Source organism: Salinicola corii, assembly GCF_008298015.1.
Lineage (GTDB): Bacteria > Pseudomonadota > Gammaproteobacteria > Pseudomonadales > Halomonadaceae > Salinicola > Salinicola corii.
The window spans coordinates 152,342-165,551 of record NZ_VTPX01000003.1 but is presented as its reverse complement, the minus strand read 5'-3'; the positions used below and the strand labels follow the sequence as shown (position 1 = coordinate 165,551).

The 13,210-nt window shown below is 64.3% G+C and carries 13 protein-coding genes; 2 read left to right on the top strand and 11 right to left on the bottom strand.

The window, feature by feature from the left end; genetic code table 11:
* Positions 1-4: 4 nt before the first annotated feature.
* The 4 genes from fabD to F0A16_RS07180 are packed head-to-tail and all read right to left on the bottom strand — an operon-like array spanning position 5 to position 2,846.
* Complete coding sequence (gene fabD / locus F0A16_RS07195; RefSeq protein WP_149434713.1) at positions 5-967, bottom strand: ACP S-malonyltransferase; 963 nt, start codon at positions 965-967, stop codon at positions 5-7.
* Positions 968-972: 5 nt separating this feature from the next.
* The gene (gene plsX / locus F0A16_RS07190; protein WP_149434712.1) at positions 973-2,091 is read right to left on the bottom strand and encodes a phosphate acyltransferase PlsX; all 1,119 of its coding nucleotides are present in this window, start codon (positions 2,089-2,091) and stop codon (positions 973-975) included.
* A 26-nt stretch (positions 2,092-2,117) separates the two neighbouring features.
* Positions 2,118-2,288 carry a 50S ribosomal protein L32 gene (gene rpmF / locus F0A16_RS07185; protein ID WP_087719813.1) on the bottom strand — a complete coding sequence of 57 codons (171 nt, stop codon included), beginning with the start codon at positions 2,286-2,288 and terminating at the stop codon, positions 2,118-2,120.
* Positions 2,289-2,318: 30 nt separating this feature from the next.
* Positions 2,319-2,846, bottom strand: a complete 528-nt coding sequence (locus tag F0A16_RS07180; RefSeq protein ID WP_149434948.1) for a YceD family protein — start codon at positions 2,844-2,846, stop codon at positions 2,319-2,321.
* A gap of 168 nt (positions 2,847-3,014) precedes the next feature.
* On the opposite strand from F0A16_RS07180, the gene F0A16_RS07175 reads away from it, so the two are divergent.
* Positions 3,015-3,623 (top strand): Maf family protein, encoded by a 609-nt coding sequence (locus F0A16_RS07175; protein ID WP_149434711.1) that lies wholly within the window; start codon positions 3,015-3,017, stop codon positions 3,621-3,623.
* On the opposite strand, the gene sppA is transcribed toward F0A16_RS07175, so the two are convergent.
* The 3 genes from sppA to F0A16_RS07160 are packed head-to-tail and all read right to left on the bottom strand — an operon-like array spanning position 3,611 to position 6,365.
* On the bottom strand, positions 3,611-4,675 hold the full coding sequence (gene sppA, locus F0A16_RS07170) for a signal peptide peptidase SppA (protein WP_149434710.1): 1,065 nt from the start codon (positions 4,673-4,675) through the stop codon (positions 3,611-3,613). The genes F0A16_RS07175 and sppA overlap by 13 nt on opposite strands.
* Before the next feature lie 60 nt (positions 4,676-4,735).
* Positions 4,736-5,428, bottom strand: a complete 693-nt coding sequence (locus F0A16_RS07165) for an HAD-IA family hydrolase (protein WP_149434709.1) — start codon at positions 5,426-5,428, stop codon at positions 4,736-4,738.
* The gene (locus F0A16_RS07160) at positions 5,418-6,365 is read right to left on the bottom strand and encodes an RluA family pseudouridine synthase (RefSeq protein WP_149434708.1); all 948 of its coding nucleotides are present in this window, start codon (positions 6,363-6,365) and stop codon (positions 5,418-5,420) included. Before F0A16_RS07160 ends, F0A16_RS07165 begins: the two co-directional genes overlap by 11 nt.
* Positions 6,366-7,141: 776 nt before the next feature.
* Between F0A16_RS07160 and rne the strand changes: the two genes are divergently transcribed.
* Positions 7,142-10,507 carry a ribonuclease E gene (gene rne, locus F0A16_RS07155; protein WP_149434707.1) on the top strand — a complete coding sequence of 1,122 codons (3,366 nt, stop codon included), beginning with the start codon at positions 7,142-7,144 and terminating at the stop codon, positions 10,505-10,507.
* Between the two features lie 118 nt (positions 10,508-10,625).
* Here the strand turns inward: rne and murB are convergent, their stop codons facing one another.
* From murB to F0A16_RS07135, 4 genes are read right to left on the bottom strand one after another with little or no spacing between them, the layout of a single operon-like run.
* Positions 10,626-11,639 (bottom strand): UDP-N-acetylmuramate dehydrogenase, encoded by a 1,014-nt coding sequence (gene murB, locus F0A16_RS07150; RefSeq protein WP_239023741.1) that lies wholly within the window; start codon positions 11,637-11,639, stop codon positions 10,626-10,628.
* A 20-nt stretch (positions 11,640-11,659) separates the two neighbouring features.
* Entirely contained in the window at positions 11,660-12,154 is a 495-nt protein-coding gene (locus F0A16_RS07145; RefSeq protein WP_149434705.1) for a low molecular weight protein-tyrosine-phosphatase, read from the bottom strand.
* Complete coding sequence (gene kdsB, locus F0A16_RS07140) at positions 12,151-12,924, bottom strand: 3-deoxy-manno-octulosonate cytidylyltransferase (RefSeq protein ID WP_149434704.1); 774 nt, start codon at positions 12,922-12,924, stop codon at positions 12,151-12,153. Before kdsB ends, F0A16_RS07145 begins: the two co-directional genes overlap by 4 nt.
* The gene (locus tag F0A16_RS07135; protein ID WP_187775931.1) at positions 12,921-13,121 is read right to left on the bottom strand and encodes a Trm112 family protein; all 201 of its coding nucleotides are present in this window, start codon (positions 13,119-13,121) and stop codon (positions 12,921-12,923) included. The genes kdsB and F0A16_RS07135 overlap by 4 nt, the downstream gene beginning before the upstream one ends.
* Positions 13,122-13,210 lie beyond the last annotated feature (89 nt).

Below are 13,210 nucleotides of genomic sequence, written 5' to 3'. Positions count from 1 at the left end.
ATCCTTAAGGCTCTTGTACGTCCAGCGTTTCACGCGCCAGCTCGAGCGCAGCCGTCAGCGTGTCGGGATCATTGACCGCCAGCCCCTTGGCCTGTCGCTGGATGCGCTTGGTCAAGCCAGTCAAGACCTTGCCCGGACCACATTCGATGAAGACGGCAGCGCCGTCATCGAACATGGCGTTCACGCACTCCGTCCAGCGCACTGGACGGTAGAGCTGTTCGACCAGTCGGTGGCGAAGTTCATCCGTCGTCTCGGGTACCCGGGCATTGACGTTCTGATAGACAGCATAACGCGGCAGCTTGAACTCCATTGCCCCCATCGCCTGCTCGACCTTCTCGGCCGCAGGCTGCATCAATGCACAATGGGAGGGCACCGAGACGGGCAGAGGCAGCGCACGCTTTGCTCCGGCTTCCTGGCACAGGGCGATGGCCCGATCGACGGCGCCGCGATGGCCCGCGATGACGACTTGCCCCGGCGAATTGTAGTTGACGGCAGAGACCACCTCCGCCTGGGCCGCCTCGCGGCAGGCCATCTCGACCGCCGCATCATCCAGTCCCAGGATCGCCGCCATCGCGCCCACGCCCGCGGGCACCGCCTGCTGCATCGCTTCGCCACGCAGCCGCACCAGCCGGACACCTTCGGCGAAGCCCAGCGCACCGGAACAGACCATGGCGCTGTATTCGCCCAGGCTGTGGCCCGCCATCATGCAGGGCCGCGGCCCCTCCAGCTCCTGCCACACGCGCCAGATAGCCACGCTTGCGGTCAGCAGCGCGGGCTGGGTACAAGCGGTTGCGTTGAGCTTCTCCTCGGGCCCTTCCTGTACGACATGCCACAGGTCGTAGCCAAGCGCTTCCGAAGCCTCGTCGAATGTCGTGCGAACTACGCTGTATCGTTCGGCCAGTTCACGCAGCATGCCGATCTGCTGTGAACCCTGCCCCGGAAAGACCAAAGCCAGTGATTGCGTCATCGCGCTCACCCTTGAAATGATGGACCGTCGGATCCCGCCGTGTCGCAAGACCCGCTATCCACTCGATCGTCGGTAACGATCGACGAGATAACAGGCGTCGCCGCGTTCTGAGACCATGCCACGCGAAGGTGGTCCGGCAATCCGACCTCGACTTCACGCACTGCCCGGTCGATGGCGAAAGCAAAGGCCTGGGCACTGGCATTGCCGTGACTTTTCACCACGATGCGGTTGAGGCCGAGCAGGCTGGCACCGTTGTGACGCACCGGATCCAACTGCGCCTTGAACCGCATCAGCGCGGGTCGCGCCAGCAGGCTCACCAAGCGTGTCGACCAGTGTGATTCGAAGGTCTCCTGGAGTCGCTTCATCAACATCTGGGCCACGCCCTCGCTCGCCTTGAGCACGGCATTGCCCACGAAGCCGTCGCATACCACCACATCGGCCGAACCGGAAAAAATCGCGTCGCCCTCGAGATAGCCGATATAGTCGAAGTCGCTGCCGCCACGACTCTTCAGGAGCGCGTCCGCTTCCCGCACGCGGGCCACGCCCTTGCTCGCCTCGATACCGACATTCAACAACGCCACTCTGGGCACCGCCACGCCATCGACGACCCGCGCCATCAATGCTCCCATATGGGCGAAGTCAACGAGATGTCTGGCATGCACATCGACGCTGGCACCCAAGTCCAGCAGATAGCATCGCCCCCCCTTGCGGGTCGGCACCGCCGTACTGATCGCCGGCCGCGAAATGCCGGGGACGCTCCCCAGCTCGCGCCGCGCCAACGCTACCAGCGCCCCCGTATTACCGCAGGTGATGCCGGCATCGGCCTCGCCGTCTCGTACCGCCGCCAACATGCCGTACAAGCTGGTCGCCGATGGATCCTCGAAGGCCTCCATCGGCGGCGTGGACTGAAGCACGACCCGTGGCGCGTCCACCAGCTCGAGGCGCTCGAGAAGCGACGCCTCGGTCGCCCCGCCGCCTAACTCCGAGACCAGAGAGCGAAGCTCCGCCTTCGGACCAAATACCGAAGGCTTGAGTTCCGGATGGCGCTTCAACGCCAGCAGCAGACCACCAATAGTCGCGCGGGGACCGAAGTCCCCGCCCATGGCATCGATGGCGATGCGCATTGCTCTACAAAACGCCCGACGCCTGGTTAAACGTCGACGACCTTGCGGCCACGATAGTAGCCATCAGGGGCCACGTGGTGGCGGCGATGCGTAGTGCCGGTTTCCTGATCCTGGGACAGCGCCGGGGATGTCAGGGCATCGTGTGCACGACGCATGCCGCGCTTGGAACGAGTCTTACGATTTTGTTGAACGGCCATGATATGACTCCAACGTCAATGTCTTCGGGTTCAAAGTTTTCCCTTCAACGACTTCAACACGTCGAAGGGGTTGTCAGGGCGGGCAGCCTTTTCAACCGAGGCTTCACCGCTGCTCAATTGCTCACGAGAGACGGCACACTCCGCCTCGTCGTGATAGACCACCTGAGGCAGACTGAGGATCAACTCATCCTCGATCGCCTCCAGCAGGTCCAGCTGTTCATCGTCGACCAGCACCGGCTCGTAGTCGCTTGGCACTGTCGCCGCCAACGCATCATCGCTGACGACAGCCAACTTGAAGTGGCTGCCAACCGTCACAGCCATGGGCTTTAGGCAGCGCCGACACGGAATCATGAGGTCCGCTTCCAGGTCCCCATCAATCAGATGCCGACGCTGCATATCGATGTCGAATTGCAGCTTGACGACGGCACTACCTTGCTGCGGTCCGATCTCGACTTCCAGGCGTGCCAGTTTCTCGAGGTCGACAAGCCCCTCGATCATTTCTTGGTTAGCCGCGGCCCGATAAGGCTCGACGGTCGGGGGAAGTCGTCTGGTCAACATAGGCGCGACATCATAGGGATTCGCCGGGGTCCTGTCAAAGCGCTTGAATAGCGCTATTCTGTTGTTCGACAAGGCATCGGGGACGCACCTGCAGGCCACGAATGCCCACTACCATGTTGGCTCCACCGACTTCCTCAATCCCGTCTCGACTTCAAGACAAGGACGCTCATGTCTCGATTGGTACTCGCCTCCAGCTCTCGCTATCGCCGACAGCTGCTCGATAGGCTCGAAATCCCCTACCAATGGGCCGCGCCAGATATCGACGAAAGCCGCCGGGAGGGCGAGGAAGTCGCCACCCTGGCACATCGCCTCGCCCTCTCCAAGGCGCAGGCAGTCGCGGCCGACTTCCCCGGCCACCTAATCATCGGCTCCGACCAGTTGGCGCTGTTCGACGGCGACATACTGGGGAAGCCCGGCGACTTCAACACGGCTTGCGCCAACCTGCGCCGCTTTTCGGGACGCAAGGTCAGCTTCATGACGGGCCTGGCCCTGATCGACACCCAGACCGGGCGCCACCGCGTCGTTCACGACACCTACCACGTCTGGTTTCGAGCGCTGAGCGACGAGGAAATAGAGAACTATGTCTCCCGCGACCAGCCTTACGACAGCTCGGGAAGCTTTCGCATGGAGGGGCTCGGCATCGCCCTGTTCGAACGCTTCGAGGGTGACGACCCCAACACTCTGATCGGCCTCCCCCTCATCAGGCTGTGCGAACTGCTGAGGGAGGCTGGCGTGAATCTGCTCGGAAACCACCGGGGAAACCCTCAAGGTAGCTGATAGCGCACCGGAGACGCGGCGCTGTCCAGTCCCAGCCAGTGGGCCGCCGCGCTGGTGAGTTTGTTGGAGACCAGCGACCAGGGGTCGAGGGACGGCGTGTAATCCTCGAGACTCACCTCCCCCAGGCGCGTCCGAGACAGCTGCTCGAGGTTGGCAATGTCGTCGACCAGCCCCAGCGACTTGGCCTGTTCGCCGGTCCAGACCAGGCCGGAAAACAGCTCCGGATCGTCGCTCAGGCGATCACCCCGCCCGGCCTTGACGGCATCGATGAACTGCCGGTGGGTGGTATCCAGCACGGACTGCCAGAACTCGCGCTGCCCCGGCGATATCTGCGAGAACGGATCCATGAAGGCCTTGTTGTCCCCTGCCGTGAAGACACGCCGTTCGACACCGATCTTGTCGATCGCGCGCTCGAGGCCGAAACCCGCGCTGATGACGCCGATCGACCCGACCAGGCTGGCCGGCGAGGCGTAGATACGGTCCGCCGCCGACGCCATGTAGTAGGCACCGCTGGCGCCGATGTCCTCGATGACGGCCAGAATCGGCTTGTCGCCCTGGGTCTCGAGATAGCGAATTTCGTCATAGACGCGCTGTGACTGGACCGGGCTTCCACCAGGGCTGTTGACATGCAGCACCACGGCATCGGCATCGGGATCCCTCCACGCCCGCTGCAGCCCCTCGATGATGCGTTCGGCGTTGGCCTGGCCGTTGGCGTCGATGGGTCCATTGACCTCGACGACACCGAGATGTCGACGACTGGCGGATCCGCCGTCGCCCTGGGCCAGGAACATGGCGTAGGCGCTGAGACACAGCCCCGCGATCACGATCAGCGCGAACAGCAGCCGAAAGAAGATCTTCCAGCGCCGGGAACGTCGCTGCTCGGCGAGCACCCCGCCGACCCAACGATCCATCATCTGCACTTCGGCCAGCCGCACCGTATCGGCACTGGCCGGCTCGCCATCACGAGGCGCACCTGTCGCCTTGCGCCGCTCCGCCTCCGTCCGGCTCAACTCCGGCCCTTGCGTCCAGTCTTCACGTCGATCGTCGCTCATTTTCGTCTCCTTGCTGAATTCTCGCGCTCAGGGCATCTAAAAGATCGATAAACGACGACGTCAGACCAACAACCACTCGACGATCGACGGAAAGTCATCGGCGACGAATCTGGGGTCGCTGTGCTGCAGACGCTGGCGTTCATGTACGCCATAGGTCACCGCGACGCGATCCATGCCGATGGCCCTGGCCATCTCCAGGTCGTATTCGGTGTCGCCGATCATGACGGCCTCGCCGATGGGCACCTCGCACTCGGCCAGCAGCTCCTCGAGCATCTGGGGGTGCGGTTTCGAACGCGTGAGATCGGCGGTGCGGCTCGCCGCGAACCAGCCGCCGCAGGATTCGTGACCGAAGACGCGGTCCAGCCCGCGACGACTCTTGCCGGTCGCGACCGCCAGCCGGCAACGGGAATCCTGGCGCAGGCACTCGATGCCCTCCACCACGCCGGGGAAAAACGGGGTCGGTATCCGATCGGCGATCCGGAACTGATGGCCGTAGGCTTCTCGCAATTGGTCCCGATCGGCAGCCGTCACCCCCGGAAAGAGCATGGCGACGGCTTCCGGCAGGCCCAGGCCGATGATATCGCGCACGGCGGCATCGCTGGGCACCGACCACTGCAACTCCCGCGCGGCAGCCTGCATGCAAGCCACGATACGCGCCGCCGAATCCATCAGCGTACCGTCCCAATCGAAGATCACCAGCGAGTAACGGCAGCGCCGCGACACGCTTTCGCTCGCCAGCGCCTCAACCGCCATGACGCGCACGCTCCAGCACCTTCTCCAGTCCGGGCTCCAGCGGGGCTCTCGCCTGCACGGGCCGCCCGGTCCTGGGATCGGGGAAGGTCAGGGTCAAGGCATGCAGGAACAGGCGATCCAGGCGCAGGGACCTCGCGATGCGAGCCCCCTCGGCGCTGCCGTACTTGTCGTCACCCAGCAGCGCGTGTCCGGCATGGGCGGCATGGACACGAATCTGATGGGTGCGGCCGGTGACCGGCTCCGCCTCGATCAGCGTCACCTTCGGGAACGTTTCACGCACCGCGAAGCGGGTCCGGGATACCTTGCCATTGTCGTCGACCCGCACCCGACGCTCGCCGTTGCCGGCGTCGTAACGCTCCAGCCGGGCGCTGACGTAGTCGCGACGTGCCGGCCAGCGCCCCTGCACCAGCGCCAGATAGCCCTTTTCCATGCGACGCTCGCGCAGCGCGGTATTGAGCGACAGCAACGATTCGCGGTTCTTGGCCAACAGCAGGCAACCCGAGGTGTCGCGATCGAGGCGGTGAACGAGCTCCAGGAAGTCCAGGTCCTCGCGCACCTGGCGCAGTGCCTCGATCAAGCCGATCTTGACGCCACTGCCGCCGTGCACCGCCAGCCCCGACGGCTTGTTGATAACCAGCCAGTCGGGGCCTTCGATGACGACGCTGCCGGCCAGCAGGTTGCGCAGGCTTTCGCTGGCCTCCTTCACCGCACTCTCCGGTGCCAGCCTCAGCGGCGGCACGCGAACCACGTCACCGGCCTGAACGCGATAATCCGCCTTGATGCGCTTTTTGTTGACACGCACCTCGCCCTTACGAACGATGCGATAGATCAACGACTTTGGCGCACCCTTGAGACGCGTCCGCAAGAAATTGTCGATTCGCTGCCCCTGCTGGGACTCGCTGACCTCGATAAACTGTACTTCTTGGCCTTCGGCCATGCTCGACTCCCTCGACGGCACTGCGCGGCGACACCAGCGCGCCGCCGGGCGTCATTCTAACGCACGCAGCCGGTAGCGCGAGCTCAATTGCCGGTACCTCGGCATTACTGTTATATTGCGAACTCACTCGGTGGGTTTATCACCCATTCAGGCGTCAGCGACTGCATAGGCTGACCGAAGTGAAAAAATGTCTCGATCCTCCAGAGAGTTAACGAAGCCAACCGCTCACGGCTGCTGGAGTGATCAAAACACGTTTGGAACGCCAAGCCCCGACTCGACCGTGCGACTGACCTCAGATCGCCATGCTCGCGGGAAATCCACAGGTACCAGTGGAAGGCGTCGCCGAACCGAACAATGCCAAGTGATATAGACGGCAGTCTGCAGGACCGGATGCGTCGACGAAAAACGCGCCGTGACATGTCCTGCCACCGTTTCGTACTCAACCCATGTTCGTGTAGCGTCCCTAGCAAGCAGGTAATGAAAGCAAAGATGTAATGGTAATGAGCAAGCACGCCACTGGGCTCGACGAGCGTCGACCCGAACTCGCATCGATAGCCGCATCGCGCGACTCGACCTGCGTTTTTCGGACATTCCCCTCGAGTTCCTGACGCGGGTTCTCTTGCGTGTTACACGCTGAGCTCGTTCTGGCACACCCTGCGCCTGCTTGCCCTGCCGGGTCGCTTCACCAATGTGCGCGAGCACAGCACGACCGCTTGCGGTTCGTCGTCGCCGATTGCAGCACGCCTTCCACCGGCACGCTCAATTAGCGAGACCGTATGAAAAGAATGCTCATCAATGCGACACAGCCGGAAGAGCTGCGCGTCGCACTCGTGGATGGACAACGCCTTTACGACCTGGACATCGAATCCGGTGCCCGGGAACAGAAGAAAGCCAACATCTACCGGGGTAAAATCACCCGCCTCGAACCCAGCCTCGAGGCGGCCTTCGTCGACTTCGGCGCGGAACGCCACGGCTTCCTGCCGCTCAAGGAAATTTCTCGCGAGTACTTCTCCAAGGACCCCTCGGGCCGACCCAACATCAAGGAAGTCCTGAAGGAAGGCCAGGAAGTCATCGTCCAGGTCGACAAGGAAGAGCGCGGCAACAAAGGCGCGGCGCTGACGACCTTCATCAGCCTGGCGGGACGATTCCTGGTATTGATGCCCAACAATCCTCGCGCCGGCGGCATCTCTCGCCGGATCGAAGGCGATGAGCGCAGCCAGCTCAAGGATGCCATGGGTCAATTGACCCTGCCCGACAAGATGGGCGTCATCGTGCGCACGGCGGGTATCGGCCGCTCTCCAGAAGAGTTGCAGTGGGATCTCGACTACCTGGTTCAGGTGTGGGACGCGATTACCACCGAAGCGGTCAAGCGCCCTGCCCCGTTCCTGATCTACCGCGAGTCGAACGTGATCATCCGCGCCATGCGCGACTACCTGCGCCAGGACATTGGCGAGGTCCTGATCGACAGTGCGGACGTGCACGAGGAGGCGCTGAGCTTCATCCGCCAGGTGATGCCGTCCTATCAGCAAAAGATCAAGCTCTACACCGACGACGTGCCGCTATTCTCGCGCTTTCAGATCGAATCGCAGATCGAGACCGCCTATCAGCGCGAGGTCAAACTGCCCTCGGGTGGCTCGGTGGTCATCGACCACACCGAAGCGCTGGTCTCGATCGATATCAACTCGGCCCGCGCCACCCGCGGTGCCGACATCGAGGAAACCGCGCTCCAGACCAACCTGGAAGCCTCCGACGAAATCGCCCGCCAGCTGCGGCTGCGCGATATCGGCGGCCTGGTGGTCATCGACTTCATCGACATGTCGCCGGCACGCAACCAGCGCGAAGTCGAAAACCGCGTTCGCGATGCGCTCAAGCTCGACCGCGCCCGCGTACAGATCGGCCGTATCTCGCGCTTCGGGCTGATGGAGATGTCGCGCCAGCGTCTGCGTCCCTCGCTCGGCGAGACCAGTGGCGTCGTCTGCCCCCGCTGCGATGGCCAGGGCACCATCCGCGACGTGCGCTCCATGGCGCTGTCGATTCTTCGCCTGATCGAAGAAGAGGCCATGAAAGAGCGCAGCGCCCAGATTCGCGCCATCCTGCCGGTGCCGGTGGCGACTTACCTGCTCAACGAGAAGCGTAACGTTCTCTCCGATGTCGAGCGCCGCCAAAGCGTCAAGGTTCTGTTGCTGCCGAATCCGGAGATGGACACGCCACACTACGACGTGCAACGCCTCCGTGACGATCATGTCTCCGAAGATGGCGACGAGACCAAGTCCAGCTTCGAACTGTCCGTCGATAGCGACCTGTTCAAGGAGCCGGAAACGACGCTCGCCAAACCGATCCAGCGCACCCAGGCGGCCGTGCAGACGGTCCAGCACACGGCCCCGGCTCCGGACTCTCTGCATCAGGAACCCGAGGAGACCGCCTCCCAGCCCACGACCGAGAGCGCAGCCACGCCAGCGGTGACCCCGCAGGCCCAGGCCAATGGCGGCCTGATACAACTCTTCCGAGGCCTGTTCGGGCGCCGCCGTGCCGACGAGGAAGTGCCAGGATCCAACGATGCCTCCGGCCAGCGCGATCAGAGCAGCCAGAGTGGCAACCGATCGGCGGGCGCTTCCCGCGGCAGCAACACAGGCAGCGGCTCGGCCAATTCCCGCCCTTCCCGACCGACGGGCCAGAGGGGCGATCAGCGAAGCGATCGCGATAACAGCGGCAAGCGCAGCGACAGTCAGTCCCGGTCCAACGACGGCAATGCACGTGGCGACAACAACGCCCGTGGTGGCGATACCAATCGTCAGGGCAACAACCGGCGCCGTCGCGGTCAGGACGATCGCCAGGGTGGAAGCGACACCCGCAATGACAATCGTCAGGGCCAGAGTCGTCAGCCGCGCCAGGACAACCGGCAGGACGGTCGCGGTAAGGCAGACAAGATCGGCAACGAAGCCAAGGCCGATACCGCGAAGGCTGATGGCACCAGCCCCTCCGGCAACGTCAAACCCCAGCGCCCAGACAACCGCGACGCGTCGCCCGCGACCAGCGGCACCAAGGAGACCGGGGAGAGCAAGCCGAAGCGGACACGCAACAATCCGCGCAACCGCTCGCGCAAACACGCCCTGAATCCGGCGGCCGTCGAGGAGCAGCAGAAGCTGCAGGCGACAGCGACGACCAATACCGGCGACAACGCGAAGCCGGCTGAGTCTGTCGAGGCTGAATCCCTCCACAACCAGGCGGCCTCTTCCGAGCGGCACGCCCCGACGGCCGAGACCCAAGCTGTGAAGCGCGAAAGTCCTCGTGCCGAGCAGGCCGAGACGACCGCGACCACGAGCGAGCCGGAAGACTCCCGGTCCACGGCCAAGGCGTCCGAGACAGCTGACCCCGGAAAAGCGGCCTCCTCGCGGAAGTCTGAGCGAGCCGCCAAGCCGGTGCCCGAACCGACAACAACAGAGAGCGCTTCCTCGCCCTCCGTCGTGGACGAGCATCACACGGCCAAGGCGCAACCCGAAGCATCGACCGAAGCGAGCCGGACGGCCACTTCAGCGGAGATCGATTCGGAAACCGCCCAGCGGACGAGCGACAGCAATGTCGCGGCCGATGCCAAGGCCGAATCCGCCGAACGGGCTGTCGAGGCGCCAGCGACTCCGGTATCCGCCGAGGACAGTGCGACCGACACCGCCAGATCGCCGGCAACGGCGAGGCCCTCGCCCAGCGATGTCGCTACCCCTGCGACACACAGCGAAGAGACCTCGCAACCGGAGCGCGGTGAAGCGTCACCGGGTCACGAGTCGGCCGCCGATTCGACGGCTGCGACCGGGGAGAACCCCTCGTCGGCCGCCGCCGCCAAGCCGGACATGGACGAGACGGCAGACAAGCCTGTCGACGAAGTGACCAGGGTCGATGAGGCCGAGCCGGTGGCAAGCGCGCCGCGCGACACCGCACCGGCGACACCGGCATCCGAAGCGCCGGCAACGCCCGCTTCGTCGGATGATGAAACCAGGGCAACAGCTCCGACTCGGGATCAGGCGCCTCACCAAGCGTCCAGCGCTGCCGAAAGCGACGAGGGCGAACCGCGACGACCACGTCGTCGGCGCGCCCACAACGATCCGCGCGAGAAGCGTCGCCGCGAGACCGGCCAGAGCGACAGCTGAGTCGCCTCCAGCCACGAAAAAGCCCAGACGAAATGTCTGGGCTTTTTCATTGGCCGAACTTCCGGAATCGGTTCCAGCGCCCGAGCCGGCTCTCGCCACTCGACAGCGCTTTCACCCTTCAGGCGACGGCGGTCTGGATGCTGCGAGGCTCGCGCTCGAGCACCACCCCGAAAGTCGCGTGCACGGTGTCGACGATTTCCTCGGAGAACGACAACAGCTCTGCCAGCGTGCCCCCACCGAAATGAACCAGCACCAGGGCCTGGCGATCGTGTACGCCGAACGCGCCTTTGCGCAAGCCCCGCAGCCCGCACTGGTCGATCAACCAGCCGGCGGCCAGCTTCACCCGGCCATCCGGCTGCGGGTAGTGTGGCATCGTGGGCGCCTCCGACAGCAGCCCATCGGCCCTGGCCCGCGAGACCAGTGGATTCTTGAAGAAACTGCCGGCGTTGGGCGTGACGACGGGATCGGGTAGTTTCTCCCGGCGAATGGCGCAGACGGCCTCGAATATCGCCTGCGCGCTCGACGGATCGGAAACGCGCTCGCCCAGCGCACCGTAGTCCAGCCTGGGCGACGGTCGTGTGGAGAGGGTCAGACCCAACCGGGTGATCACGACCTGATTGGCCAGTTCGCGCTTGAATACGCTGTCGCGATAGCCCAATCCACAAGCCTCCCGGCTCAACCGGCGGGACCGACCGTCTCTTCGGTCGACCAGCTCGACCCAATCCAGCACGTCGGCAATCTCGACACCATAGGCGCCAATATTCTGTATCGGTGCGGCACCGGCCAGTCCCGGAATCAAAGCGAGGTTCTCGATCCCCCACAGTTCGCGCTCCACGCAGCGTCGAACCAGCGCATGCCAATCGGCACCCGCGCCTACCTCGACATGCACGGCGCCTTCTTCACCCGCCGCGAACGATACCTCAGCGAGATCCGCACGCAGCGTGAGGCCTCCGACCAGCGGCGGCAGCAACACGTTGCTCCCGCCGCCGAGAACCGTGATACCCCAGTCGTGTCGATTGGCCAGTTCCACCCCTCGGACGACGTCGCTCTCGCAACGGGCGAGCCAGAAACGCTCCGCCCGGCTCGGCAACGCCAGGGTGTTGGCGTGACTTAGATCGTGATCGACTTGCAATCCAGGGATCGCCTCCGCCATCAGGCGCCGCCCACACGCTGCCGAAGCGACGCCGTCAGCCCTTCGACGGCAAGCTCCAGTTGATCCAGAACATGGAGAAACCCCGCCTCGCCACCGAAATAGGGGTCCGGCACATCCGTCTCCGGCTGGTTGGCGTAGTGGAGCAGGCGGGAGACCCGTGCACGGCTGTCTTCCGGCCGAAGCGCCAGCACGTGATCGAGGTTATCGGTGTCCATCACCAGGATTTCGTCGAACTGCGCGAAGTCCTCTCGCGTCAGCTGGCGTCCACGCAGGCCGCTCAGGTCGACCCCGCGCTCCGACGCGGCACGGATCGCGCGAGGATCCGGGGCCTGGCCGATATGCCAGGCCCCGGTGCCGCACGAGTCTACCTCGACGTCATCGCCTATCCCCTCGTCCTGCAGACGCTTTCTGAGCATGCCCTCCGCCGTCGGCGAACGGCAGATGTTGCCCATGCAAACGAACAGGACACGCCATACGGGACGCGAATCACTCATGCCTTCTCCCGCTGAGAAAAATGCTGACGCACCCGCTCCAGATCTTCCAGGGTGTCGACGCCGCCAGGCAGGGACGACGAGACCGTTGCCACCTGAATGAGATGGCCGTGCTGCAGCGCCCGTAGTTGCTCGAGCTGCTCCAGTTGCTCCAGCGGCGCCGGTGGCCAGTTGACGTAATCGCTCAGGAATCCGGCACGATAGGCGTAGAGGCCGACGTGGCGCAGCCAGGCGTCCGTCTCGAGCAGTGTCGGCGGCTGGGTCTTCCAGGCATTGCGATCCCAGGGGATCGGCGCCCTGGAAAAATAGAGCGCCCGTCCGCTCAAGTCGGTCACGACCTTGACCACGTTGGGATTGAACAGCGTATCGACATCGTGAATCGGCTCGGCGAGCGTCGATACCGACGCCCGCTCATCGGCGGCGAGACGCTCCGCGACGAGATCGATCACCGCGGCGGGCAGCAGCGGCTCGTCGCCCTGGACGTTGACCACGATGGTCTCGTCCGGCAGCGCCAGCTTGGCGCCGACCTCGGCCAGACGGTCGGTGCCGGAGTGGTGATCGTCACGCGTCATGACCACTTCGGCGCCGAACCCCCGCGCCGCCTGCTCGATACGGGCATCATCGGTGGCGATCACGATCCGCGCAGCGCTGCTCTCCCTGGCCCGCAACCACACGTGCTGGACCATGGGCAGGCCATCGATCTCCATCAGGGGCTTGCCCGGGAGGCGGCTGGAGCCGAAGCGGGCCGGGATCACGACAACGAAATCGCTCATGACGTCGGGGCCGCCTTGCCGAGCTTTTCCTCGGTCGACATGACGCGCGCCTCGCTCTCCAGCATCACCGGGATCCCGTCCCGAACCGGATAGGCCAGTCCGCTGACCGAACTCTTGAGCTCCTGACGTTCGCGATCGAAGGTCAGCTCGCTATGGCTCACCGGACAGATCAACATCGTCATCAATTCCTTATCCATGATCATTCCTTATCGGAGATTCCGAGTACCTCGGCGTGTTCGCCAAACCGGCGCGCCGGGACATGCCACCATGATCGCGCCATCGTCGC